We start from the raw sequence: 23,746 nt of genomic DNA on the forward strand, positions 1-23,746 counted from the left end.
ATACTACTTAAGTACTAACACATTTATATCCTTTGTGGAATAGGTTGGTTTGCCTCATTCTGACATAATGGAAATTAACAAACCCGTTCTGTACGGGTTGGCCCGGGATTGGTTAGTGGTGTCTCTCCATTTGACCAGTTCCGGGTTTATTTATGCTCCTGTTCTTTTCTGAAGTAAAGCAAGGTTTCCTTTCTTTAATTATGAGAATCGTGTAAAATCATAATATGATAGAAAATTCAGATTAAAGAGTGAGGAGAATGGTATGGGTCAGACGTCTCATCTTCAGAAAAAGGAAAAATACGCGAAGTGGTTCATGTACTTTGTATCAGTTGTTGGATTAGCAGCGTTTGGTTGGATGGTGTTTCAACTGTCACCTCCAAGTAATTGGTGGGTGTTTTTCCTACTTGCTAGTTTCATAGTTGTTACAGAGTATTTTCCAATTGCGATATGGAAGGGGTTTACGTCCCTTAGTTTTCCACTCCTCTATACCCTCTTTCTTCTTGAAGGTCTTCACCTTGCGGTCGTTACATACGCTTTAAGTATTATCGTGGTCAACATCATCCAACGAAGACCTCTACGTATCATATTTTTTAACCCTTCACAATTGATCATCAGCTTAATAGGAGCGGTGTTTCTTGCTCAGGTCGCATTGGAACAGTTTCAGTTTGAGCCTTTTTCTTTTAGCTATATTTTAGCGTTAACATTGTTCTTCTACTTCATCAATAACGTTCTTGTTGATCTTGTCTTGCTTATCCGTCCTCAGCCTTATACCGTGCAACTATGGCGAAAAAAATTCACATCTGAAGCCATCAGTAGCGGAATTTCAATTGTTTATATTGCGATCATGTTTTATATCGGGAACCAAAACCGGGGTGTAATCGATGTTTTTTCTTACTTTTTCTTTTTCTCTCCGTTAGTTGGATTAGCACTACTAAGCTCGATCATCGTAAGACTTCAGACGGAACGAAATCGAATGACTGCGCTTTTCGCAATCTCTACGGAATTAAATAAATGGTTGCCAACAAAGGATTGGGTTCATTCTATTAAAACGAGTTTAAATGAATTCATTGAAGTCGATGCAAGTGTTCTTTGGGTAAAGGAAGAAGGAGAGTGGATCGTTCGATTTAAAAACGGACAAGTTCAACATGATCATCCTCTAACTGCTCAGGAAGTAGCCGAATTCGAATCGATTGAAGATCTTGTCGTCTACCAAAATAAAAAACACGAATCAGGGTTGCTACCGTCCTGTTTTAATAGTGGATTGAATGCATTCGTTTTTGCTCCGATTATTCTTGAAGGGAACTCCCTCGGGATGTTTGCAGTAGCACGAAGCAGAACGAAAAGTTTCAGGCAAGAAGACATCCAATCTGTCGCAACGCTTGCGAACCAGCTTGCTGTTGTCATCAAAACGAGGATGCTGATCTTTGAACAAGAGAAGCGAACGGTGCTCGAAGAACGAAACCGGATTGCGCGTGATATCCATGATGGCGTAGCACAGTCACTAGCAGGAGCCGTGATGAAGCTTGAGACAGCACACCGAAAGTTTTATCAGAAGCCAGCTGAAGCGCATTCAATCATTCTCGATAGCCTTGATAAATTGCGATTTAGCTTAAGGGATATCCGGGAATCGATCTATGCCTTAAGACCTTACGAGACAGAGAGAGTCGGTTTGAAACAGGCAATTATTAAAAGGATCGACGTAATTAAGAGGGACTTTAAGCTCGATATTTCGTTTGAAGAGAGAGGGAAACCGATCTCACTTAGTCCTATGGTGGAAAAGGTTATGTTCGATACGTTTCAGGAAAGTGTCCAGAATACGATCAAACATGCCGCTGCTACAAAAGTAACGATTCTTCTAAGCTACCAAAAAGAACATGTATTGCTGAAGATGACAGACAACGGTGTAGGCTTTTCTCTTCTAGATGCGATGATCAAAGCAAAGAAGGATCCACATTTCGGTATACTCAGCATGAATGAACAAGCAGAGAAGATCGAGGCTTCGTTACAGATCGATAGTAAAGAGAATGAAGGAACGGAAATTACATTAACGATACCGAAGCTAGGTCTTGAGGGGGGAATGGAAGATGATCAACGTGTTGTTAGTGGATGATCACGCTGTATTAAGGGATGGTATGAAAAACATTCTCGAAATGGAAGATGATATCAAAGTAGTCGGTGAAGCGGTGAACGGAAACGAAGTGATGACTCAACTCTCGGCGTGCAATCCTGATGTCGTGCTTATGGATATCAACATCCCAGACAAAAATGGCATCGAACTGACTGCCATTTTAAAAAAGGATTACCCAGATGTTAAAGTACTCGTCTTAACGATGCATAGTCATGACGAATACTTTATGGCAGCCATTCGAGAAGGAGCGGATGGGTATCTGCTTAAGGATCTGCCTTCTGAACAAGTAGTAGAAGCAATACGAACGGTTGCAAAAGGCGAATCGATCATCGACCCTTCTTTAACCAAAAAACTACTAGGGTACTATAATCAAAAGCAAGAATCCAAAAGTCAAACGGAGCTAACCGAGCGTGAAAAAGAAGTATTGATTTGTCTAGTAAGTGGGATGAGCAATAAAGAAATAGGTGAAAAGCTTTTTATCAGTGATAAAACGGTCAAAATCCATGTTAGTAAAATTTATAAGAAGCTCAATGTGAAAAGTCGTTCTCAAGCGATTATCCATGCGGTGCAAAATCAACTCGTGCCATTACCATAATAACGGTCATGAAAGCCAGGTTTTCTTAATGAGAACCTGGCTTTTTATGACTACGCCATTGGTACTATGGGGATATAGTCCTTATAGGTCGGAAATTACATCTTAAGTGGAATAGCTAATTTGTCCCCCATTCAGGATAATAAAAGAAAGAGAATATTCTGAATGGGAGGAAACAAAATGAAAATAAAGTCACTATTACTAGCGATCCTATTAGTAGTTTCTACGCTTTTTGGCACGACGCTACAAACGTCTGCGACAGGAACGGATTCTAACGCAACAATTGGCTCAAAGCTTCAAGAGATGATGAAGAAGCAGCTTACAGGATTGGAGGTAATCATCACCTTTCACGGCGACGGGGGACCCACATCATCACAGTTAGATGTCCTTACCCAATTGGGTATTGCAAAAGGGTTATCGTTTAAAAGCTTACCGATTGCAGGGGTAATCGCAACTGCAGATCAAATTACTGAACTAGCGAAACAACCTGAAGTGCGTTCGATCTATTTTAATGAAAAACTAGAATATGAGAATGCTGATTCAACTGCACTTACAGGAGTCGATCGTGTCCGAGTCGACGATGCGATGAGGCAAGCGAATGGCGGGTTGCCTGTATCAGGTAAGGACATTGGCGTCGTCGTAAACGATAGTGGCGTTGATGGTACGCATAGTGACATTAAGTTCGGTGATCATCTTGTACAAAATGTACTAGCTTCAACGAATTTACATTCTCTAAATGAACTAGCTCCCGTTACATACGTTGAAGATGTACCAAACACAGATAATAATTCTGGGCATGGGACTCACGTAGCAGGTATCGTAGGAGGAAACGGAGCAAAATCAGCAGGTAAGCATGAAGGAGTGGCACCTGGGGCGAACTTGATCGGGTATGGCTCTGGAGCTGGTTTAGCAATCCTAGATACGATTGGTGGTTTTGACTACGCGTTGACCCATCAAGCACAATACAACATTCGAGTGATTACGAATTCATGGGGAGCGACGAGTGATTCAGGAACAGATTTTGACCCTGAAGATCCAATCAATATTGCAACGAAAAAGTTATATGACCGTGGTATCGTAACAGTCTTTTCTGCTGGTAACTCAGGTCCCGCTGAGTCAACGATCACTGGAAATTACAAAAAAGCACCATGGGTGATCACAGTCGCAGCTGGGGATAAGCAGGGTAATTTGGCTGACTTTTCATCAAGAGGTGTGAAGGGTAAAGGCGGTACAGTTACAGTAGATGGCGAGACGTTCGAATGGGTGGATGAGCCAACGATCACGACGCCAGGAAAAGACATCATTTCGACTCGAGTGATTTCACCAACGACTGGACTATCAGCCGATAAAGATGCAGAAATGATCGAACCAGCATACCTCCCATATTATACGACGATGAGCGGAACATCGATGGCTGCACCACATATGGCAGGAATTGTAGCACTAATCTTGGACGCAAATCCTGAACTATCTCCACTCGAAGTAAAACAAATCGTTCAAGATACAGCAACGAATATGCCAGGATATGAAGCTTGGGAAGTTGGCGCAGGCTACGCGAATGCTTATGCAGCTGTAGATAAGGCGTTTCATCAATCGAAAGAATATGGCCAAACTCTAAATGCTACGAATACATTTAATGCATCAGTAGATATGGAAGTGAAACGAGAGCTTTTCACAATCGATTACAGTGCAGCAAATGACAATACGTATGAGTTCGAAGTTGAAGAAGGAACAACAGAAGTTGTGGCTCGTGCAAATGCAAAGGGCTTACTCGGTGAAACAGGAAATACAATCAATCTTGTGCTCACGTCTCCAGACGGAACAGAGTATAGCTCAGGGATTTCAGCTTTGTTCACGCTCTACACAAATCGTACTGTTCAAGTAACGGCACCTGAAGCTGGGACGTGGACAGTTGAACTGCAAGGATTAAATGGGTTAGCAATTCCGGAATCGATCGATGGAGAATTAACCTTTAAGAAAGCGAATGGATTTAAAGGGTTGAATGATGTTAGTGGACACCCTGCAGAAGCAGCGATCAAATCGGGTGTATCTGAAAGACTGTTAGACACTGATAAGAGAGGGAACTACAATCCAGACAGTAAGCTTAAGAGAATTGACCTTGCGAAATTCTTAATGATGGGCGCTGGCGTAGTGCAATCACTGCCTGCTTCAGGAGATAATTTCAGCGATGTGAAATCAACAGACCTTGCTTATGTAGAAGCTGTGACTGCGACAGGTGCGGCACTGAAGGATATTAATCAAGATGACGCAGGTATCATGCTTGGAGCGGATGGAGCTTTTAATCCTAAAGGGACGGTTTCAAGAGCAGAGCTTGCTTATTCTCTCGTACAAAGCCTTGGTCTGGAAAAAGAAGCGGCATCAGTAAACGAGCCGATAACTGTTCAGTATAACGGTGAGAGCATTCAGGTTGAAGATGCTTCAGAAGTACCAACTGAATTAAAAGGCTATGTTCAGCTAGCGCTCGATCTAAACATCCTTAACGCATACTTTGATGTGACTCAAGGTCCATATGATTTAGAGCCAACTGTAACGGCTTCCTTTGCACCAGCGAAGGATGTCACGAAAGGTGACTTTGCAGTAGGAATGACCCGTTTCTATGCAACTTATCTCATGCCATAACATACAGAAGCCACGACTCCGGATAACGGGGGCGTGGTTTTTGTTTTACTCTTTTTTCATAAAGAAAAATGAAAAAATCAGGTTAATTCACTTTTGTCCCGGGTAGAAATAGAAGTATTTAAAACTTGAAGGGCAGATTGGTGATTCTATGGGATTGTTATACTATATTAAAAAATATTTTAAGATGTCGAGGCGTCAACGGAAGATCGAGTTGAAATCGACGCTATGGTTTATGCCCCTTTGGTATATCCTCGGAGCGATCGGTTTATCTATCTTTACCTTTTATCTAGATTATGTAATTGATATTAGCTTATATCTGCCACCCGCAATCGGTTTTAGCGGACAGACCTTGCAAGTGCTTCTAAGTGCGCTAGTAGGCGGCGTACTGACCTTAAGTGCGTTTACAATCAACTCCTTACTTGTCGCACTGACGACGTTCAGCGGACAGTTTTCTTCCAAAATGCTTGTAAACTTTGTTAGCGATCGAGCGACACAACACGTGCTAGGTATTTTTAATGGAAGCTTTATCTATGTCCTGTTAAACTTCTTATACGTTACACATGGAGAAGAGGAGTTTATTGTTGCAACACCGGTTCTGTCTATTTTAACTGCGATTACGGCTGCAGTGACATTTATTTACTTTATTAACCATACAACAACTTGGATGCAGGTTCATAACATTAGCTTTAATATGAATGCCAAGTCAAAGTCCGTTCAGGCTTCTCTTGAGAAAGAGTTACGTTCATACCATTTGGAGAAGGAACCAGAATCTCTTCCATCTGAAACAGACGGCAAGATAATCAAAGCGAATCAATCTGGCTACCTTCAAGTTGCAGACTTTTCAAGACTGATCAAACACACGAAAAAAGATAATGTGTTATTAAAGTTCAACGTAAGAATTGGGGAGTTCGTATTAGAAGGTACACCGCTCTTTACTTATTGGGAATATGGACAAAGGATTCATCCAGAGCGATATTTAAAGTATGTTGAGATAGGCGTCAAGCAAACTGAAATACAAGATTTAGAGTATGGATTGACTAAGCTTGCTGAAGTAGCGATCAAGGCGTTGGGTCACAATGATCCTTTAACAGCAACGAATACAATTCATCAGATCGCTGATTTATTGAAAACGATCGGGCAGACGAGAAACTTCTCTCCTTATCTTTTTGATGAGGAAGAGGAACTTCGAATCATGTTAAACCAGAAGAACTTTCCTTATTTTCTTCACAAGGGCTTCGCTTCCATTCGTGAATACGCTAATCAGAACTCTACAGTTATGACGGAGCTGTTAACAATGATTGCTCTTATGAGTAAAACGATGGATAAAGAGGTGCATGATGATCTTTGGGAATTTGCCCGCCAGACGATATTAGGATTTGATAATTACAGCTTGTATGAAAATGACTGCTTGTATATTCTTGAGCAATTATCCGAGGTTGCGAAGAACACTGATCATCAACAAGACTATCTTTTCCTACTTGAATATATGTTGCAGCGAGTGAGTACGAAGAGTGCAGCTGACCTGCCTTCGCTTAGCTTTTTAGAAAATGGAGGACATCGGTAAATAGATCACTTTTATTAGCTTAAGCTAGTGTTTCTTATGAACACTAGCTTTTAGTTTGTTTGAAAACCTAGCATTTCCTTATAGAATAAATTTTTCTTTGATATACTCTGTGAAATCTTCAATGTGAATCAGCGTTGTATAAATCGTAATCTTTTCAGTTTTATCAGTATCAGAAGTACCGTTTTCTTACCCAACGTTAGCTGTTAAAGATACTACGAGTAATAGTAAGCTTAGCAATTACCTAGTTTCAGAAACCATCAATAACGATTCCCTTGATCGTGCTGTATGTTATATTATCGTAACAATTTCGATTTGCAAATCAAAATCGTTACGATTCATGTTATGATGTTAAAAGTTAAAAATCAATGAAATGAAAGGAATACATAAAATGACATTACCAGTGTATATGATCAGTGGTTTCCTAGGGAGCGGGAAGACTACGACTCTTCTAAATATGATTAAAGAGAGTAAAGAGAAAGGGTTAAAAACAGGAATCATCTTAAATGAGTTAGGAGAAAAAAATGTTGAAGCAGATTACTTTGAGGGACAACACATCAAGCAGTTACTTAATGGCTGTATATGCTGTTCGATCCAAGATGACTTAAAAGAAACGCTAAGATTATTTAAAGATGAAGAGATTGATTTACTGTTAATAGAAGGGACGGGCGTTGCGAATCCAAGAGATATAGAAGACGCTTTACTAAGTCCAGAGTTCATCGAGTGTTTTGATCTTTATTCAATGATTAGCGTAGTAGACGGGAGTAGCTTTCTTGAATTCCAAAACATCTTCTCAAGTAACAAAGAAGTACGTAAACTGCTACATGAACAGATCTCTTGTGCGACCATGGTTATCCTTAACAAAGTTGATCTTACAAAGCCTGGAGCACTTTCAAAAGTCGAGAAGAAAATCAACGGCATTGTGAAACAAGATGTACCGGTATTTCAAACATCCTTTGGAGAAATTGATAGTGAGGAACTATTCGAGAAACGCTACATGCGTTCAAACTTGAATTCTCAACAAACGGATCACCATCGCCATAACCACTCTACGATTCGCTCGATCAAAATAGAAGACGTCCCAACCTTGAATCGTATCCAACTAAATAAATGGGTAGAAAATTTGCCGAAAGAGGTCTTAAGAGGAAAAGGAATCGTAGAATTTAAAGAGACCCCTGGACAATTTCTAATTCAGTTTTCCTCGGGAAAATTACGTTTTGAACGAATAAAGAATAGAGAAGAGTCGAACGTAATCATCTTGATTGGTGACGGTTTGGACGTAGAACAATTGAATACTAGTTTACAAGAGTTAGCAACAAGGAGCTGAGCTTGTGAATAGCTGGATCGTTAATGGTATAAAAGATCTTGTTGGGATACTTTTGTTTGTCATATTCGTGACGTTATTTCTTTTCAATACCCAGGTGCTCGACTACTTCGATATCGTCGTTTCTGACACATGGTTAAACGTGAATGTTTTATTTCTCAGTATTCTGTTGGAGGCCGTTCCATTCGTTCTACTAGGTGTATTCGTATCGGCACTTATCCAATCGTTTGTATCTGAAGAACTTCTACAAAAGGTGCTGCCTAAACATGCTTACTTAGGCTTGGTGCCTGCAGCACTACTTGGAGCAGTATTCCCAGTTTGTGAATGTGCGATTATTCCCGTAGTAAGAAGATTGATCAAAAAGGGGATGCCGCTTCAATTCGGTGTTGTTCTGCTTATGGCTGCTCCGATTCTAAACCCAATTGTAGCCGCATCTACGTATTACGCTTTTCAGCATGACCTTACGATTCTTTACTTGCGAATGGGGCTTGGCTTTGTTCTGTCGATTGTGATTGGGTTTGTCATGTATCAACTTTTTAAGAATACAAATCAATTAAGATGGACAAAAGAAGAGCTTATTGGAAGGACAAGCTATACAACGACGATGAAGAGAAGCAAGTGGAAACAAACTCTTTATCATGCTAGTGATGAATTCTTCGATATGGGTAAATATTTGATCGTTGGTGCGTTTTTAGCGAGTGTTGTAAACGGGTTTCTTGATCGGAATGTGCTTGCATCGCTTACGTCTACTGAAGGTGGTTCAACTGCGATCATGATGGGATTCGCGTTCATCCTATCTCTATGTTCAGAAGCAGATGCATTTGTAGCTTCCTCATTCTCAAATCAGTTTTCTAGTACGTCATTACTTGCATTTCTTGTTTATGGACCAATGCTAGATTTAAAGAATCTATTCATGTACTTAGCATATTTTAAAACAAAATTTGTCTTAGCCCTAGCAATCACAATTTCAATCGTAACGTTTTGTTCAATCATGCTGGTCGATAAATTTCTACTATAAGAGAGAGGAGAGAGAGGTTTGGAACGAGAGAATAACGCATCATTGCAGTTTCATATGTTTTTAAGAGCGATTATTTTAATAGGGTTTTCGCTACTCATTATGAAGTTCATCTTAAATGAAACCATTCAGTTGTATATCGCCCCGAAGATGCTTCCGTTTGTGTATTTTGGAGGAGCATGTTTCTTTCTTATCGGGATCTTTCAGTTCTTCAAAAGCTTGTCATCAAATCTTGCAGAGGAAATCGATTGTAACTGTGGTGCGGATCATCAAATGAAAGGGTCGTTCGTTCGGAAGACGATCATCTATTTGTTATTCATCCTACCAATCGTAGGTGGATTAGGACTTCCTCAGAAAGTGATCGATAGCTCTGTCGCTGCAAATAGAGGAATTCAATATGGAGGAGGTTTGTACACGAAGCCACCAGGAAGTTCAGCTGTAGCTGAAGAAAACTCGGATAATATTCAAGATGTCGATGCGTATCTAGATGACCCTGAAGGCTATTTAGAAGAAATGGATGAACGAGTGAAGAGCGAAGCGAATGAACCGTCAGATGAAATGGTCGGATATTCGATGGATCATAGTAAGTATGATGAGCTGGCAGAAAAATATTCGAAGAAGGCCCATATCAACGTGACCGATAAAAATTATCTTGATGTTATTACAACAATCGACCTTAACCTCGAGCAATTTATTGGGAAAACATTGACGATTAAAGGGTTTATCTATCGAGAACCAGATTTTGAAGATAATCAAGTCGTTTTAGCAAGGTTTGGGATGAACTGCTGTGTTGCTGATGCCAATGTGTATGGAACGATGGTTGAGGGAGATAAAATTGCTGCGCTTGAAACGGATACGTGGGTAGAGGTGACTGGCACGATTGAAGAGACGTCTTTTAACGGCCAAAAGATGATGCTCCTAAAACCAGATCAAATGGAGAGAATCGATGCACCAAAAGATCCATATGTTTACCCGTATTAATGGGAATTAGCAAAGGCTTATGCATCGTTAAGCCTTTGCCCTTCACCACGCTTAATAATAGATCGGAATGAATAACAATTGAAGGGTGATATGACTGAACATATGTCCGAACACCGCATATTCAAACCCTTTCTTCCAATACAAATACCCAAAGAAAAGGCCACCGATTCCGTTGAGTAAAAAGCTTCTAAACGTTAAAAGTGGTGTTAAATCACCTAGCATCAGTTGGGTTGCAGGGAGATGTCCTGCTGCAAACAAAGCAGATGCGATTATAATTGCAATGACGTAAGTGGTGGCAGGGATGATCTCCTTCTTACGATTGAACGCTTTGTTTATGATCCAAACTAGGAAAGACATCAGAAATAATCTCATTAAAATTTCTTCAAAAATTCCTCCATACATCACGCCAACAAATAAACCAAGTGGTGAAAAAGAAGGTGTGTAGTCACTCAGTGCAGGGATGTGAGATTGAAAATAGAATCGATCTCCTGTTGAAATTACAAATGCAGTGATCAAACCAAATAGCAATGACAGTAGCAGCGACCTCGTATGGAGGCTGACTTTTTGCTTATTAACTAATCCAGGAAGAAGCTTGAGCGATAAGCCGGTTCTTTTCGCAAGTTTCATTCCTAGAAAAGCTAAAATGAAGGATACGATGAAAAGTTGAATGGCTGTGATCAATGATAAAACGCTGACTGGAAAAGGAAGCGTGCTTATTAGTTCAGCATGTTGTTCAGGCATGGTTGTTTTTAACGTCTCAAGTTGGTAAGGGACCACAAAAAAACCTGCGACTAGGCAATGCGATGATAGGATCAATGATACGTATATGTCTTTTTTATGCATCTACTAGACTCCTTTCTTAAGCCCATTTTATATGATATATCTTGGAATGAGTTTATATTTTTCGAATTAAATAAAAAAAAGAGGCTGGGACATAAGCATATAACCATGAGAAAGACCCGAACAATTCATTTGAATTAGATCGGGTCTTTTGTAATTACAGATAGGAAACCGCCGCTTCGCCAACATACTTCGCTTTCCGCGGGCACGGCCTCAGTCTCCTCAGAAAGCAAAAAACGCTTTCCTGCGGGGCCTTCGGACTCGTGCTGTTCCCGCAGGAGTCTACGTATGTTGGCTACGCTAAGGTCTTACTCTTTACCATTCAACATTCGCGATTTCCTTCATGTATGTTGATTTTGTCCCAGCCTCTTTTTCATTAATAAGGACTAGAAGCAGTTAACGTAAACGGGACGTTAGCGCCTGAATAGAGTCCTACATAAACATACTTTGTGCCACCGGGGATGACGCCAGATTCGTTGGCACCTGATGTTGCTACTCCACCGATTTGTTCGAAGTTCTTGTTGTAGAAGAATACGTCAAAATCATAGTCAGCAGCAGTGCTTCCACCTTCTAACGTAAAGTTATGAATACCATCACCATACTGTTCTGGAAGGGTAACGACGTACCCATCTGAACCTTGAGAGGTTGGCTCTGGGTTTTGGGTAGTAACAAACTCGTTTTCTGTAACTGCGAGGGTAGCAGGGACGCCGGCCAGGCTGCCGATTCCTGTTCCAGCGTTACCAGCTTGTACGGTCCCTTCCGCAACAAAAGGCTCTTCAGGTGCAACTGTTACGGGTTCAATCTTTGCTTTTTTCGTAGCAAATGCTTGAATTTCAGCAACTTGAACATACCCTTTCGAGTTATCTTGAGAATCATGTGCGATAAACTTTAAGTATTTAGCTTTAACCGGCTGATCAAGGTCAAAGCCTTTGTAGTGTAAGTCTGCGATTGTTGGTCTAGGATCTTGAGCTGTAAATTTCTCTTTTACAACGGTGGTCCAGTTCTTACCATCCATCGATGTTTGAACGGAAAAGTTTTTCAGTGTGGCAAAGCGTCCTTTTGAAACATCCTTAGCTGCGCTCACCTGAATATGAGAAACATCGACCGCTTCGTCACCAGCAAGGTCTACGATGAAGTCTGAGCCTTTGAAACCATTTTCCTGGGTGTCGGATGCATAGACGCTTGCTTCTGTATCATCGATCGCTAGTTTAACAGGATTGCTATCAGATTCACCGGATACGTCCGTAACAGTAGCGCCATTAAAGGACGAAGCAACGTTTGGTGCCAGCTTGAATTTTAAATTATTGATCTTACCTGGTTCGATCTTCACGTCTCGAATCGTACGAGAGCCGTATCCGCGTGCCTGGATGGTGATGTCATACGTTCCTTCCACTACATACTCTGCGAAACCGCCTGTACTTTCTGTCACAGAGACAGGGGTCGTTCTCGCTTCAAATTCCCCAATCATAATGCGAGCATCCTCGATCGGCTGTTTTGTAGACGCATTGATAACTTGACCAACGAGCTGACCGTTTCTCTCTCCATCAGGATGATTGAATGCAGGGATCGGATCTGTGTCGTCACCTCCGTTAGAGAAAGCGTCAGAGCCAAGTCCACGCTGAGCAAAAGCAGTCCAAAGTGCATCATAATGCTTTCCATCATAGCGTTCAAAGTCTGCAGCGATAATAGCTGTTCGCATTTCCTCCATAGAAGGCTCAGGTACAGATATCGGCATCGCATCCATGACAAGGTGTTCAGCGATCGATTCGCCTTCTTCTTTTCCAAACTGATTGATCAATTCTTCCCTCATCTGCCAAAGAATTGCTGCCCAGATGTCGCCATCAGAGTGTACTTCAGGACCAACGATATCATAGCCGATATCACCATAGTTATAAGGAGCATCATCGAGTGCATAGCTGCGGATTCCGCGTTCTTCGTTTCCAGTTACGTAAGCACCGACGACTGGCTTATCTTGAAGTCCGTTTTTGATGAGGTAGTGCATGCCGTACCAGTCACCCCAGCCTTCACCCATCGAGCCTGATTGGTGACTGCCGAGTGCTTCTCCACCAGCGACGAGACGATTTGATAACGCGTGAGAGTATTCGTGATAGATGATTCCAGCATCGAAGTCGCCGTCAGCATAGTTTCCTTCAAACGCTCCTGGGATTGGCTCCCATAGGAACATGCCGCTCCATGCAGGTATACCGTCAGGAAGCGTCAGCATGTACGCATTGTCACGACCAGTATAAGTTGGGGCACCGCCTGAAGCAGCGCCAGCTTGAACGAGGCCAAGAATCGCATCGCCGCCAAGTCCACCTTTTCCGAAGTTCGAAGCCTGCAGGTTACCTGCTTCTTCTACCCAGCCAAGGTTATAAAAGTAATCATGAAAAAGGTTATGGTGGTAGAACAAGTTTGTTGATGCGCTGTTCACATCGTCCGCATACGAAGGAGGAACGGTCTGTCCATTCGTCTCACGCCACGAATCTTTGAACGTAAAACTGAATTCACCTAACGGAGCAACTGGGCGAACGGCCTGGTCGGCAGGGACTAGGAAGTTACTCCAGTTGGCGTAGGAGTTTGCGTTGTTCCCGAATGTCGTAACGCCAAGAGGGCTTCCTGGAATCAACCATCCATTTGGAGAGGCTTTTGGATCACCTTTAAATGATTTAACGACCTGTGAGCCGCCTTTCGCTGAACCTGGATAGTTTTCGAAGATGAGTCCTTCAGGATCTGCTACATGATCAACAAGAGAGCGTTTGTAGAGCTGTTCTCCCGTCGCTGCGTCTACAACGATCTCATGACCTTTGTCGAGTTCCTCGATGAAAAGAACGCGGTAGGCAGGACGAACGCCATCTTCTGTAATAAACGTTGCTTTCTTCACACGTTGAACGGTAGGAAGAACCGAAGCTCCGTCAAACACATCCCAGCCGTTTTTTGTTTCAGTTAATTCCGGTGTGAAAGAAAGGGAGGCATTTTCAAATGAGATTGCTTTACTCAACGCTTCAGCTGATGATAGCTCAAACGTGTCCGATAACGTTTTTGCACGACTCATGTTACCTGTTACGGAAAGGATCTTTCCTTCTTTGTTCACTGCGACGATCACACGTCCTCCATACACGGACTCGATGCCGTCAAAGGTTTGCTGAAACGTAACAGGCTGCAGCCCCGTTCCTTTCATCGCATAGTTACGCGTTACGTTTAGACTGTCGATGTCAGAAGTAGAAAGTCCGAACATCGCTGCGTTTTCTTTTAACCAATCACGCGCGATCGTTTCAGCATTCTTGTTCGAAGCTTCTGTTAGGTAGCCTTGTTCCTTCATGATCATGGATGGTGTTCCAAAAAGTGAGTTCCATTTGATTTTTGTTCCAGTACCAGCTGTATTGATGAACGAGTCAGCAGCACTCAGCTGTTGAGCAGTAGGCATCACATCGTTCAAAACATTTCGAACGTCCATCAGAGAGGAATGGTGTTCATGGTCCGTTACACTTCTCTCAACGATCGGACCTGTAACGTTAGAAGCACTTGCTCCACTCGTTGTAAAAAGCGAGCCAGCCATTACCCCTACCCCTAGCATTGAAACTAATTTGCGCTTATTCATAACTTAAATTTCCTCCCTATCTTAGTAGCATGAATACGAATTTCTATCAGTCTATCAAGGTTACCTCTACAAAATGTGCGCTTTACTGACAAGAGCCTATAAGGTTGGTTTGTTGGCACTAGAAGGGAATACAACGAAAGGAGTATAGGAAATAGGTAGGATGGAAGACGATCTTTGTAAAAGGGAATTGTTGAGGGAATCTAGAAGAAGTAGGGTGGAAATTCGTATTACTAGAAAACGAGGGATGGCACTTATGAAAATTAGTCAACACAACAGTAAAGCATGGGATGAAAAAGTAAAACAGGGAAGTCGGTACACGAAATACGTGAGCCATGACCAAGTTGAGAACGCTCGACGTGGTGACTGGGCGATCAGCGTTACAACCGAAAAACCTGTACCTAGACATTGGTTTCCACCTACACTTAAAGGACTTAGCGTTCTATGCCTCGCTGGAGGCGGAGGTCAACAAGCACCACTACTTGCTGCTGCTGGCGCAGAAGTTACAGTGGTCGATATGTCTGAAAAGCAGCTTGAGCAGGATCGCTTTGTAGCAGAAAGGGACGATTTATCGATCAAGACAATCAAAGGGGACATGTCAGATCTGAACTTTTTCGATGATGAAAGATTCGATATCATCGTACACCCCGTTTCAAATGTATTCGTGGAAGATGTGTTACCTGTCTGGAAAGAAGCTGCGAGAGTGTTAAAAACGAACGGAACGCTGATCTCAGGTTTTACAAATCCTGTGTTATACCTTTTTGATGATGAACAAGAGGAGAATGGGATTCTAGATGTTCAAAACTCGATACCTTTTTCATCGGTCGAAGAAATGAAAGCGAAAGAGCGAGATGCAGGGAATGAAACGCTAGAGTTCGGTCATACGTTAGAAGATCAAATCCAAGGACAAATCGATGCTGGGCTTATGATCGCAGGATTTTATGAAGATGACTTTGGAGGAACTAGGCTGATCGATAACTATATCAAAACGTTCATCGCAACGAAGGCGATCAAACAATCTACCTAACATCGGAGGAAGAAATGGAATATACAAATTCATCAGTTTACGATAATCAAACATTTTACGACAACTATATGAAAAGAAGACATCGTAAAGAAAGTCCGAATGACTTGATCGAGACACCTGCTTTGTTAAAGCTTCTCGGTTCTGTAAAAGGAAAACGAATCTTGGACCTCGGGTGTGGAGATGCATCTCTTGGTAACCTGCTTAGCGAGTGCGATGACTACACTGGCATAGACGGTTCTGCCAATATGATCGAACGAGCTTCACAAAACCTGAACGGGACGAATGGCCAGGCAATACATTCTAGTCTTCAAGATTTTGATTATCCTGTCGCTGCTTATGATACCGTTGTCTCTCAGTTAGTTCTTCACTATATAGAAGATTTAGAAGATGTACTTAAGAAGGTAAAGCGTACGTTAAAAGAGGATGGGAAGTTCGTATTTAGCGTACAGCATCCTCTGCTTACCGCATCGTTTGAAAGCATGAAGAATGGAAAGCGATCGAATTGGATTGTTGATGACTATTTTGTAAGTGGAAAAAGGGTAGAACCATGGATCGGTGAACATGTAGTGAAATATCATCGTACGATTGAAGAGTATTTTATGTTGTTGCAGCACGCTGGATTCGTCGTAGAAAACTTGAGGGAAGCAACGCCGATTAAAGAAAACTTTGCAGACGAAGAAGAGTATGAGAGAAGAAGGAAGATTCCATTGTTCCTCTTATTTTCATGTGTGTGAAAAGAAGAAGCTAGTGAATCAGCGCTAGCTTTTTCTTTATGCTATCTCTGAAACTTTTTAGTTCTCCAATCGTACAGTAGGTAGAGAGTTTTTTACAGGAGGCGGTACGATGACGTTAATTGGAATCATCATGTGGGGTTCAATCGCATTATTAGTCATTCTAGGCTTTGCACTCGAGAAGATCTTTGGAATGAAGAAACCTACCAAGTCAGACAGGCAGACGAGTGAAAGTGCTCATATTCTTGATCGAGCTAATGACGGTAACGGTCCGCCGGTATAAACGGAGAGTGTTGTCATGGGTGTTAGAAATTATTTGATCGAAGGCGTTTCCTGCACAGGTAAAACGACCGTGTGTAACGAGTTGCAGCGAAGAGGTTACCATGCCATTCATGGTGATCGTGAACTAGCTTATCAAGGGGATCCTGATACAGGTGAACGAACGGATACCGCTGCGCATGAGAACCACATTTGGAATGTGGATCGAGTTAAAGCACTGATTGAGAAAAAAGATGAGGAAGCAACATTTTTCTGCGGTGGATCTAGGAACTTCTCGAAATTCATAGACCTGTTTGACGAGGTGTTCGTCCTTGAGGTCGACAGCGTTACACTGAAGAAGCGGCTTCTTGAACGTTCGGAGCAGGAGTTTGGTGGCCAAAATGCGGAACGGAAGCTGATTATGCGGCTGCATAGTACAAAGGAAGACATCCCAAAAAACGGAGTGATGATAAACTCAACCGAACCGATCGAGCACGTCGTTGATGTAATCCTCACACATTGCGAAGAAACGAAAGGCTGAAACAACGCTCGCGGAAAGCACAGGTATACCTGGATACGAAGTTTCCCTTTAACAAAGCAGGTGAGTGCGTTAGGGATCGAGCGATTTGATATCACAAAGAATTAAAAAGGAGAATGGAAATAATGTTTATTTCGTATCTATTGGTGTTTATTCTGGCAGCGGTTCCGCTGTTTGAACTTGTTGCGGTCATTCCACTAGCGATTATCGGAGGTTTATCTCCGGTCCCAACAGCGATACTTGCTCTATTAGGAAATGCACTAACAGTCGTTCTGTTGATTGTCTTTGTCGATAAAGTAAAGAGTTGGATGGGGAAGCGAAAACAAAAACGCATGAGAGAAGGTACACAAGACGAGTCCATCGAAGCGAATGGTGAAGGAATGGAAGAGTCGAAAAAAGGGAAGCGAGCAAAGATGCTCTTTGATAAGTATGGTTTACCTGGATTAACACTGATCGGTCCTTTTTTTGTCGGGTCTCACATCTCAGCGTTCATGGGGATGAGCTTCGGTTCAAATAGGAGGAAAGTTACAAGCTGGATGATGATCAGTTTAGTTTTTTGGACAGCGGTTATGGCTGTAGGCACAAGCTATGGCGTGACGTTCTTTATGCCAGATGTTGAAGAAAATGGTGTGCTGATTCGCATGTTTCAAAACTAGTTTTTTATTATATTAAATGCACAAATCGATACTTAAGCTATTCTATAAAGAAGGGGGACCCACAACGGATGGGTCCCCCTTCTTAGGTTATATCCTATAGCGTTACCAATACCCCCGCTATTATTGCGATGCCAGAAAGAATAAAGAACGTCTGGACAATCGGCCAAGGTAAGAATTTTAATACGTAAACGATGGTATCCGTATAAAGGCTCCCGCCACCGCTTTCGTACCGATTTATAAAATCTTCTTTGTTAAATTTAAACAACAGGATCGATAACGAAAGCAAGACGATGAGTATGACAACCATCCCAAATATGAGATTCATGTGTTCACCTCTAAGTTGATTAAACGAATATAGTTGCACTTTCACCTTATCCTAACAAATCCTCCTATTTCGACTAAAGGGGTATATAAAAGAATAAGACGGTCGCAGAGTTTCGATTACTTAATATGCTGCAAGTCATCATTCATTTTTTTCGACTCGTTCTTAAAGTATAGATAAAACCCAATCCATGAGATTGCATAAATCACAAGTGCGATTGCGATGAAGAGTACGATATTCGCTAAACCTTGTGGAAGCCAGCCGATTCCATAGGCTAGGATAAAATAGAAAATCATAACGGTCAAAAAGTGTAGCGCTGTTTGCTGTGACAGCTTTAATGAGTGCCATTCAAAATAGAGGGGGGAGACGGTAAATAACCATCCACAGAAGATGGAACCTAACGAGTTCTTCACAAAAAGACTTGAGTCGAGCGTTGTTTGGTCACCAAAGAAGATCACAGCGTACGTGAATAAGACGGCTAGAAATCCTCCAAAGAATATTCCGATACAACTTCTGAATAAAAATGTTTTCATTTAGTTGTTCCTCCTGTTCATTTTTAAAACTTCTTTTATTTTGCCTACATAATGTCTTGAAGCGTATTCTTTTCTGCCAGATTGAAAGTGAACTGAGAGGGTTCCGTTGAACGAAGGTTCAAAATGACTGATCTTATAAAGGTTAGCGAGTACCGATTTCGAAAGCCGGATAAATTTGTTCGATGGGAGAAGTTCTTCTAACTCGTATAACTTTTCTTTTAATTTGAATTGACCATCTGAAGTTGTGGCAATGACAGCATCACCTTCAGAATGAAAGGTATGAACGTTTTTGGGTTTAATTAAGTGCTGTTGTTCTCCCATTTTCCCAACAAGAAGATCTGTTTTCTTTTCATTAAGATAATCTAGGATATCTTTAATAGAATCGTCCATCTCACTGCAGTGAATGGTAACACTCGTTTCTTCGTGCTTACGGTCGACGTCGAGTAAGACTTTCATTTGTAACTCATCCTTTGGTTTGTGGCTTTCTTAAGGTTAGTATAAAACTGGAAATACTGGAAGTCATCAGTTATAAGATAAGAGGTAGGTACGTCTGGATAAGTTGCAGAAATGAGGGGGTGTGTTGCGAATAAAAAACAGCCTGGAATCGCATCACGCCTCCAGGCTGTTTTTGTTATAGCAAAGGTTTATTTTACGACGAGAACAGGGCAGCTTGCTTTTTGTATCACTTGATGACTGACACTTCCTAGCACCATTTCTTGTAAGACGTTCAAGCCCCTTGTTCCCATCACGATGAGATCGACTTCGTTTTCTTCCGCATACTTAACGAGTGTCACAGAAGGATCTCCTCTAAGCATGTTGATTTCATATGTTAAATTCGCTTCTACGGCCTTCTGTTCGACGGCACGAAGCTTGTCTTTACGTTCTTCTTTTATACCGAGAGAATCCCAGTTTCGTAGAACATCATGTTTGGATGTGTCCCCGTCAACCACATAGATGACGTCGACCTGTGCATCCGCTAGCTTTGCTAACTTGATCGCTTCCTCTGCTGCTGTAAGAGAGTCTTCAGATCCATCGGATGCCAGCATAATCTTCTTGTACATAGCCAGACTGCCTCCAAAATTAATAGTATTGTTCCATCTAATACCTATACCCATTTGAAAATGAGGTTAATCGTGCAAAAAAAAAGCAGGCGAGTGTGCCTGCTTTTATGCTTGCTGAAGAATTTGCTCTAGCTGAAATGCTCGTATTTTCCTAGGGAGAAAACTTCTTATTTCATCTTCGTGGAAGCCTACTTGTAGGCGTTTTTTATCGAGCAAAATAGGTCGTTTTAAGATGCCGGGGTTTTCTTTTATCAAGCTATATAGCTCTTGTAGAGAGAGTTCGTCGAGTTCTTGTTCTAGAGCGACATATGCTTTTGAACGTTTGGATATTATTTCTTCTGTTCCCTTTTCTGTCATTCTGATGATCGACTTGATTTCTTCCTCGTTGAGCGGCTTAGAGAAAATATTGCGCTGTTCATAAGGAAGATCGTGCTCTTCTAGCCACGCTTTCGCTTTTCTGCACGAGGTGCAGCTTGGCGATGTATAAAGTGTGATCATGTCATTAACCTCCAAAATGGATTTATACATTGATCTGTGTACAGCGTACGACATTCATTCCTTCGATTACTGTAAGCTACCTTACACCCTTAAAGGTAATGCTTTCTTAAAATTCGTTCATCACTATCACTATTCGCTTCTCCTTTTCTGTTTCCTTTCGTCGATCGATGAAAACTAGTCGATAAAATTCGCTGGTGTTTAGGGAGTGTGATAAGCGGGTAAAAATATGATTACCAGCACATCGGTACTATAACTAGATAACGATTGAAGGAGAGAAATAGATCATGACAATCGAATTAACATTGCAAATTTTATTATTAACAGTAGGCTTTATTACTGTATCAGCTATATTCTTAAATGTAGATAAGAAACGCACACAGAAACAGTTGAAGCTCGAACTTGCTCAGTATAAAGAGTCTGGAAAAATTCAATATAGCAATTCAAAAGGATGATAGCTTGATAAAGCTACCATTCTTTTTTATTTTAAAATGGAAAGTTCTTAGATCAAGAAGAAGAGAGCGGTTTATTGCTCACGGAATAGGAGTGATTTGCGCTCCTCTGGAATCTCACCTGTCCCGCTTATTCCGCAGGAGTCGAGCATCCTTCCACTCCAATCTGCGTTATACTGGTTAGTTCAAGAAAAAACAACTCAAAATGATGGGGAGAAATCATGATAGCATGATCATTGGGAAGGTTGGTTCGAGGATGGGACCCTTTGTTCAAAGGAAAGTAAGAGGAATTCAAACTACTACGTTATAAGGACCACAGTATTCTTGGTTCTTCACCAAGCAAAGAGAGCTGGATCACCCAGCTCTCTCTTATTATGATCCTAATGCAGTTTTCACTTCGTTGATTTGACTATCGATGTTAAGGGGTTTATCCTCGCGGTCCTCGATCTTAATGTTGGTGATGACTCTATCAGAGCCACTTTTTAGAGCCTGCGTGTGGATATCTCTTGCTAGCTCAAATAGCTCATCGACGTTCCCTTCAAAAACGGTGGAGGTTGGGCTAAGATGATAAGTAAAGCCTTCTTTTTCAGCTAACCTTACTGCATCCGTTACAAACTGACTCATACTGGTTTGACTTGTGCCGATTGGAGTTACGCTTATTTCTAATAATGCCATGTTCAATCTCCTCCTTATCATGAGGTTATATACATGACATTGACGAATCGAGCGAAAACGAAACATTATTGAGTGTTTTCCGTCCAAAAGTACTAACGAACCACGATAAAAAGGGGGATTACGTCCATGAATCAATCGATTGAAGAGACATATAACAAATTAGCTCGTACATATGAAAAGAGTACAGATGAAGGGTCTTCATACAACGCGTATTACGAACGACCAGGAGTAATGAGCGAGATTAAAGAAAGTCTTACCGGTATGAACGTACTTGATGCAGGATGTTCAGCAGGATGGTATGCAGAACAGTTTGTTGGGCGGGGAGCTACCGTTACGGGGATCGATATTAGTGAAAAAATGATTCAAGCGGCCAAACGGAGAGTGGGAGAAAACGCTGACTTTATTGTACATGATCTTACGAAAAGCCTTCCATTTAAAGACGAGTCGTTCGATCTTATTGTGAGTTCGTTAACCCTTCATTACGTAAAAGACTGGGACGCTGTTTTTGCTGAATTCAAAAGAGTGTTAAAGCCAGGAGGAGAACTCATCTTTTCTGTTCATCATCCCTTTATGGACTTTACCAGATTTAACGTGAACGATTATTTTGAGACGATGCTTCTTACCGATACATGGGAAAAGCCAGAAGTTACGATCGACGTAACGTTTTATCGAAGAGCGATGCAGGATATTGTAAACGTCGTGACAAGCCACTTCACTCTTAATAAGCTCATCGAACCGAAGCCAGCAAAAATCATGAAAGAAAAAGAACCAAAATCATATGAATATCTCATGACGAACCCTCATTTTCTTATCGTCAAAGCACGTAAAGACCGTTGATTCTGAACGGAAGGTGAAACGTCTCCCCTTCGTAATACGTAAATAAAGTAAGAGAAGAGGAGGGACGTTGTATGGAGCTTTGGATGATCTTACTAATGATTCCTGTCTTCATTTTAGTGTTGATGGGATTTAACTTTCTCATGGGTTACCGAAAAGATCATATTCAAATTGATTTTGATGAGCGATATACGGACTTCAATGAGTACATAAAAGCGATTACGAATGAGCTAAAAGCTGAGGGACGTGAGGTAGAGTATACGAGCTACCGAACTTTTATAATCGATGGAAAAGAATACGTTTTTATTGATCGAAACGTCAGCATGGGGGGAGTTCCGTTACAGCGAACGATTCTTAAGCCGGCTCGGAAAGGGTGAACCGTTTAAAACGCTACCGATTTGTTCACACTATGAACGTTAACAATAACGAGGTGAATACTAGTGGAGCAAATCGTCATCACAGCTATCTTAAAGCCAATCGAAGGCCATGAGGATGAAGTGTACAATGTACTCAAGACTGTAACGGAAGCATCAAGGAAAGAATCGGGTTGTATTCAGTATGATGTTCACCAGTCTATGCAGGATTCAAATTACATTCTGATCGAAGTGTGGGAAAATGAAAAAGCGGTAGAAGCACATATAAACTCATCTCATTATCAGAAGTATAGGGAAAGTATCCCTGATTTTGTTAGTTTGAGAGAAGTGTTTAAGATGAAGAAAATAATTTGAATGTGGTAGTTTGAGCTTAAAAAAGCACTCGCTCTACATAGAAGCGAGTGCTTTTTTTATTTGTTTTCTTTATTTGGATGGGTTTGTTCTAAGAGTGCATCTACGACTTGCTTCCGTAGCTTGTCATCAAGTGGAGCAAGACCGAAGATTTCAGAGAACCACAATCCATCGACTGCAAGTCTTAAAATAGTCGCTTTCACAGGATCCAATCCGTCTGCCTCGATGTTTTCTTGCCAATTCGCATACGTTTGTTGCAATGGTTTTAGAAGGGCAGGATTAATTCCTTGAGCTGCAAGCATTCCAGCACTCGTTTCGGTGTCTTTTTGACTTTGGTCGTGGGTGGCTTTCACAAATGCTCTTGTCCATTTCCCATCTTTATTAATATCTTCTTGTACGGCACTCTCGACATTCGTTCGGTAGAGATTGTTCATATGGAGGACAAGTCCTTCAACTAGAGCTTCTTTGCTCCGAAAATGATAAAGGAGTCCCCCTTTACTCACCATCGCCTCTTCTGCTACAGCATCCAACGTCAGCGCATCTATGCCACGCTTATGAACAATTAATGCCGCAGCTTCTAATATTTTATGCCGTTTCGACTCTCTGGGCATTGATCTAATCCTTTCGACTAAATAATTTATAAACCTTAGCACATCTTAACACTAGAGAATATTGGAGACAATTGCTCTTGGTTTCAAGTAATACATTCATAGTGTACTAGTTAGACTGTTTTTATACAAGTTAACTAATCAGTGGAGTAAAG

25 protein-coding genes are annotated in these 23,746 nt (G+C 41.5%); 16 read left to right on the forward strand and 9 right to left on the reverse strand.

All coding sequences use genetic code 11. The features are described from left to right. The first annotated feature begins 262 nt into the window (after nucleotides 1-262). The 7 genes from ACXAHI_RS12750 (at nucleotide 263) to ACXAHI_RS12780 (ending at nucleotide 10,241) form a co-directional block, all read left to right on the forward strand. Nucleotides 263-2,110: a GAF domain-containing sensor histidine kinase gene (locus ACXAHI_RS12750; protein WP_474848373.1), complete on the forward strand. Its 1,848-nt coding sequence runs from the start codon at nucleotides 263-265 to the stop codon at nucleotides 2,108-2,110. Continuing rightward, nucleotides 2,085-2,723, forward strand: coding sequence for a response regulator (locus ACXAHI_RS12755; RefSeq protein ID WP_474813842.1), 639 nt, complete (start codon nucleotides 2,085-2,087; stop codon nucleotides 2,721-2,723). The genes ACXAHI_RS12750 and ACXAHI_RS12755 overlap by 26 nt, the downstream gene beginning before the upstream one ends. 177 nt (nucleotides 2,724-2,900) lie before the next feature. Next, nucleotides 2,901-5,360 (forward strand): S8 family serine peptidase, encoded by a 2,460-nt coding sequence (locus ACXAHI_RS12760; RefSeq protein WP_474848375.1) that lies wholly within the window; start codon nucleotides 2,901-2,903, stop codon nucleotides 5,358-5,360. 148 nt (nucleotides 5,361-5,508) lie between these two features. Continuing rightward, the gene (locus tag ACXAHI_RS12765; RefSeq protein WP_474848377.1) at nucleotides 5,509-6,924 is read left to right on the forward strand and encodes a DUF2254 domain-containing protein; all 1,416 of its coding nucleotides are present in this window, start codon (nucleotides 5,509-5,511) and stop codon (nucleotides 6,922-6,924) included. 388 nt (nucleotides 6,925-7,312) lie between these two features. After that, a complete protein-coding gene (locus tag ACXAHI_RS12770) occupies nucleotides 7,313-8,248 on the forward strand; it encodes a CobW family GTP-binding protein (protein WP_474848379.1) in 936 nt (311 codons plus the stop codon). A gap of 4 nt (nucleotides 8,249-8,252) precedes the next feature. Further along, nucleotides 8,253-9,263: a permease gene (locus ACXAHI_RS12775; protein WP_474848381.1), complete on the forward strand. Its 1,011-nt coding sequence runs from the start codon at nucleotides 8,253-8,255 to the stop codon at nucleotides 9,261-9,263. Nucleotides 9,264-9,281: 18 nt separating this feature from the next. Further along, nucleotides 9,282-10,241: a TIGR03943 family putative permease subunit gene (locus ACXAHI_RS12780; protein WP_474848383.1), complete on the forward strand. Its 960-nt coding sequence runs from the start codon at nucleotides 9,282-9,284 to the stop codon at nucleotides 10,239-10,241. A gap of 51 nt (nucleotides 10,242-10,292) precedes the next feature. Here ACXAHI_RS12780 and ACXAHI_RS12785 read toward each other — a convergent pair whose 3' ends face one another. Both ACXAHI_RS12785 and ACXAHI_RS12790 read right to left on the reverse strand, forming a co-directional pair. After that, nucleotides 10,293-11,084, reverse strand: coding sequence for a CPBP family intramembrane glutamic endopeptidase (locus ACXAHI_RS12785; RefSeq protein ID WP_474848385.1), 792 nt, complete (start codon nucleotides 11,082-11,084; stop codon nucleotides 10,293-10,295). Nucleotides 11,085-11,457: 373 nt separating this feature from the next. Then, complete coding sequence (locus tag ACXAHI_RS12790; protein ID WP_474848387.1) at nucleotides 11,458-14,679, reverse strand: M36 family metallopeptidase; 3,222 nt, start codon at nucleotides 14,677-14,679, stop codon at nucleotides 11,458-11,460. Between the two features lie 253 nt (nucleotides 14,680-14,932). Here ACXAHI_RS12790 and ACXAHI_RS12795 point away from each other — a divergent pair, with 253 nt between their 5' ends. From ACXAHI_RS12795 to ACXAHI_RS12815, 5 genes are all read left to right on the forward strand, one after another. Beyond that, complete coding sequence (locus ACXAHI_RS12795; RefSeq protein WP_474848389.1) at nucleotides 14,933-15,703, forward strand: class I SAM-dependent methyltransferase; 771 nt, start codon at nucleotides 14,933-14,935, stop codon at nucleotides 15,701-15,703. A gap of 14 nt (nucleotides 15,704-15,717) precedes the next feature. Continuing rightward, nucleotides 15,718-16,437 (forward strand): class I SAM-dependent DNA methyltransferase, encoded by a 720-nt coding sequence (locus ACXAHI_RS12800; RefSeq protein ID WP_474848391.1) that lies wholly within the window; start codon nucleotides 15,718-15,720, stop codon nucleotides 16,435-16,437. A gap of 109 nt (nucleotides 16,438-16,546) precedes the next feature. After that, a complete protein-coding gene (locus ACXAHI_RS12805) occupies nucleotides 16,547-16,717 on the forward strand; it encodes a hypothetical protein (protein ID WP_474848393.1) in 171 nt (56 codons plus the stop codon). Nucleotides 16,718-16,732: 15 nt separating this feature from the next. Beyond that, nucleotides 16,733-17,233 carry an AAA family ATPase gene (locus ACXAHI_RS12810; RefSeq protein WP_474848395.1) on the forward strand — a complete coding sequence of 167 codons (501 nt, stop codon included), beginning with the start codon at nucleotides 16,733-16,735 and terminating at the stop codon, nucleotides 17,231-17,233. Between the two features lie 122 nt (nucleotides 17,234-17,355). After that, nucleotides 17,356-17,886, forward strand: a complete 531-nt coding sequence (locus tag ACXAHI_RS12815; protein ID WP_474848397.1) for a small multi-drug export protein — start codon at nucleotides 17,356-17,358, stop codon at nucleotides 17,884-17,886. Nucleotides 17,887-17,980: 94 nt separating this feature from the next. On the opposite strand, the gene ACXAHI_RS12820 is transcribed toward ACXAHI_RS12815, so the two are convergent. The 5 genes from ACXAHI_RS12820 to spxA form a co-directional block, all read right to left on the reverse strand. Further along, nucleotides 17,981-18,211 carry a hypothetical protein gene (locus tag ACXAHI_RS12820; RefSeq protein WP_474832706.1) on the reverse strand — a complete coding sequence of 77 codons (231 nt, stop codon included), beginning with the start codon at nucleotides 18,209-18,211 and terminating at the stop codon, nucleotides 17,981-17,983. Nucleotides 18,212-18,327: 116 nt separating this feature from the next. After that, the gene (locus ACXAHI_RS12825; RefSeq protein WP_474848399.1) at nucleotides 18,328-18,741 is read right to left on the reverse strand and encodes a DUF3021 domain-containing protein; all 414 of its coding nucleotides are present in this window, start codon (nucleotides 18,739-18,741) and stop codon (nucleotides 18,328-18,330) included. Next, nucleotides 18,742-19,197 carry a LytTR family DNA-binding domain-containing protein gene (locus ACXAHI_RS12830; RefSeq protein WP_474848401.1) on the reverse strand — a complete coding sequence of 152 codons (456 nt, stop codon included), beginning with the start codon at nucleotides 19,195-19,197 and terminating at the stop codon, nucleotides 18,742-18,744. Between the two features lie 188 nt (nucleotides 19,198-19,385). Then, nucleotides 19,386-19,802, reverse strand: coding sequence for a universal stress protein (locus ACXAHI_RS12835; protein WP_474848403.1), 417 nt, complete (start codon nucleotides 19,800-19,802; stop codon nucleotides 19,386-19,388). A gap of 105 nt (nucleotides 19,803-19,907) precedes the next feature. Next, nucleotides 19,908-20,300, reverse strand: coding sequence for a transcriptional regulator SpxA (gene spxA, locus ACXAHI_RS12840; protein ID WP_474848405.1), 393 nt, complete (start codon nucleotides 20,298-20,300; stop codon nucleotides 19,908-19,910). A 284-nt stretch (nucleotides 20,301-20,584) separates the two neighbouring features. Here spxA and ACXAHI_RS12845 point away from each other — a divergent pair, with 284 nt between their 5' ends. Further along, the gene (locus ACXAHI_RS12845) at nucleotides 20,585-20,752 is read left to right on the forward strand and encodes a hypothetical protein (RefSeq protein ID WP_270180761.1); all 168 of its coding nucleotides are present in this window, start codon (nucleotides 20,585-20,587) and stop codon (nucleotides 20,750-20,752) included. Between the two features lie 369 nt (nucleotides 20,753-21,121). Here ACXAHI_RS12845 and ACXAHI_RS12850 read toward each other — a convergent pair whose 3' ends face one another. After that, nucleotides 21,122-21,424, reverse strand: coding sequence for an MTH1187 family thiamine-binding protein (locus ACXAHI_RS12850; RefSeq protein ID WP_474848407.1), 303 nt, complete (start codon nucleotides 21,422-21,424; stop codon nucleotides 21,122-21,124). A 126-nt stretch (nucleotides 21,425-21,550) separates the two neighbouring features. Here ACXAHI_RS12850 and ACXAHI_RS12855 point away from each other — a divergent pair, with 126 nt between their 5' ends. From ACXAHI_RS12855 to ACXAHI_RS12865, 3 genes are all read left to right on the forward strand, one after another. After that, nucleotides 21,551-22,261: a class I SAM-dependent methyltransferase gene (locus tag ACXAHI_RS12855; RefSeq protein WP_474848409.1), complete on the forward strand. Its 711-nt coding sequence runs from the start codon at nucleotides 21,551-21,553 to the stop codon at nucleotides 22,259-22,261. A gap of 71 nt (nucleotides 22,262-22,332) precedes the next feature. Continuing rightward, a complete protein-coding gene (locus ACXAHI_RS12860; RefSeq protein ID WP_474848411.1) occupies nucleotides 22,333-22,635 on the forward strand; it encodes a hypothetical protein in 303 nt (100 codons plus the stop codon). Nucleotides 22,636-22,698: 63 nt separating this feature from the next. Continuing rightward, nucleotides 22,699-22,986, forward strand: a complete 288-nt coding sequence (locus tag ACXAHI_RS12865) for a putative quinol monooxygenase (RefSeq protein WP_474848413.1) — start codon at nucleotides 22,699-22,701, stop codon at nucleotides 22,984-22,986. Between the two features lie 56 nt (nucleotides 22,987-23,042). Here the strand turns inward: ACXAHI_RS12865 and ACXAHI_RS12870 are convergent, their stop codons facing one another. Next, nucleotides 23,043-23,594, reverse strand: coding sequence for a TetR/AcrR family transcriptional regulator (locus ACXAHI_RS12870; protein ID WP_474848415.1), 552 nt, complete (start codon nucleotides 23,592-23,594; stop codon nucleotides 23,043-23,045). Between the last annotated feature and the right edge of the window lie 152 nt (nucleotides 23,595-23,746).

This window comes from Anaerobacillus sp. ABD4_527 (genome assembly GCF_056160805.1).

Bases quoted from the DNA above. Each gene is read 5' to 3' on its own strand.
- ACXAHI_RS12750 (WP_474848373.1), top strand. From the start codon at position 263: ATGGGTCAGACGTCTCATCTTCAGAAAAAGGAAAAATACGCGAAGTGG.
- ACXAHI_RS12755 (WP_474813842.1), top strand. From the start codon at position 2,085: ATGATCAACGTGTTGTTAGTGGATGATCACGCTGTATTAAGGGATGGT.
- ACXAHI_RS12760 (WP_474848375.1), top strand. From the start codon at position 2,901: ATGAAAATAAAGTCACTATTACTAGCGATCCTATTAGTAGTTTCTACG.
- ACXAHI_RS12765 (WP_474848377.1), top strand. From the start codon at position 5,509: ATGGGATTGTTATACTATATTAAAAAATATTTTAAGATGTCGAGGCGT.
- ACXAHI_RS12770 (WP_474848379.1), top strand. From the start codon at position 7,313: ATGACATTACCAGTGTATATGATCAGTGGTTTCCTAGGGAGCGGGAAG.
- ACXAHI_RS12785 (WP_474848385.1), bottom strand. From the start codon at position 11,084: ATGCATAAAAAAGACATATACGTATCATTGATCCTATCATCGCATTGC.
- ACXAHI_RS12790 (WP_474848387.1), bottom strand. From the start codon at position 14,679: ATGAATAAGCGCAAATTAGTTTCAATGCTAGGGGTAGGGGTAATGGCT.
- ACXAHI_RS12795 (WP_474848389.1), top strand. From the start codon at position 14,933: ATGAAAATTAGTCAACACAACAGTAAAGCATGGGATGAAAAAGTAAAA.
- ACXAHI_RS12800 (WP_474848391.1), top strand. From the start codon at position 15,718: ATGGAATATACAAATTCATCAGTTTACGATAATCAAACATTTTACGAC.
- ACXAHI_RS12805 (WP_474848393.1), top strand. From the start codon at position 16,547: ATGACGTTAATTGGAATCATCATGTGGGGTTCAATCGCATTATTAGTC.
- ACXAHI_RS12810 (WP_474848395.1), top strand. From the start codon at position 16,733: ATGGGTGTTAGAAATTATTTGATCGAAGGCGTTTCCTGCACAGGTAAA.
- ACXAHI_RS12815 (WP_474848397.1), top strand. From the start codon at position 17,356: ATGTTTATTTCGTATCTATTGGTGTTTATTCTGGCAGCGGTTCCGCTG.
- ACXAHI_RS12820 (WP_474832706.1), bottom strand. From the start codon at position 18,211: ATGAATCTCATATTTGGGATGGTTGTCATACTCATCGTCTTGCTTTCG.
- ACXAHI_RS12825 (WP_474848399.1), bottom strand. From the start codon at position 18,741: ATGAAAACATTTTTATTCAGAAGTTGTATCGGAATATTCTTTGGAGGA.
- ACXAHI_RS12830 (WP_474848401.1), bottom strand. From the start codon at position 19,197: ATGAAAGTCTTACTCGACGTCGACCGTAAGCACGAAGAAACGAGTGTT.
- ACXAHI_RS12835 (WP_474848403.1), bottom strand. From the start codon at position 19,802: ATGTACAAGAAGATTATGCTGGCATCCGATGGATCTGAAGACTCTCTT.
- spxA (WP_474848405.1), bottom strand. From the start codon at position 20,300: ATGATCACACTTTATACATCGCCAAGCTGCACCTCGTGCAGAAAAGCG.
- ACXAHI_RS12845 (WP_270180761.1), top strand. From the start codon at position 20,585: ATGACAATCGAATTAACATTGCAAATTTTATTATTAACAGTAGGCTTT.
- ACXAHI_RS12850 (WP_474848407.1), bottom strand. From the start codon at position 21,424: ATGGCATTATTAGAAATAAGCGTAACTCCAATCGGCACAAGTCAAACC.
- ACXAHI_RS12855 (WP_474848409.1), top strand. From the start codon at position 21,551: ATGAATCAATCGATTGAAGAGACATATAACAAATTAGCTCGTACATAT.
- ACXAHI_RS12860 (WP_474848411.1), top strand. From the start codon at position 22,333: ATGGAGCTTTGGATGATCTTACTAATGATTCCTGTCTTCATTTTAGTG.
- ACXAHI_RS12870 (WP_474848415.1), bottom strand. From the start codon at position 23,594: ATGCCCAGAGAGTCGAAACGGCATAAAATATTAGAAGCTGCGGCATTA.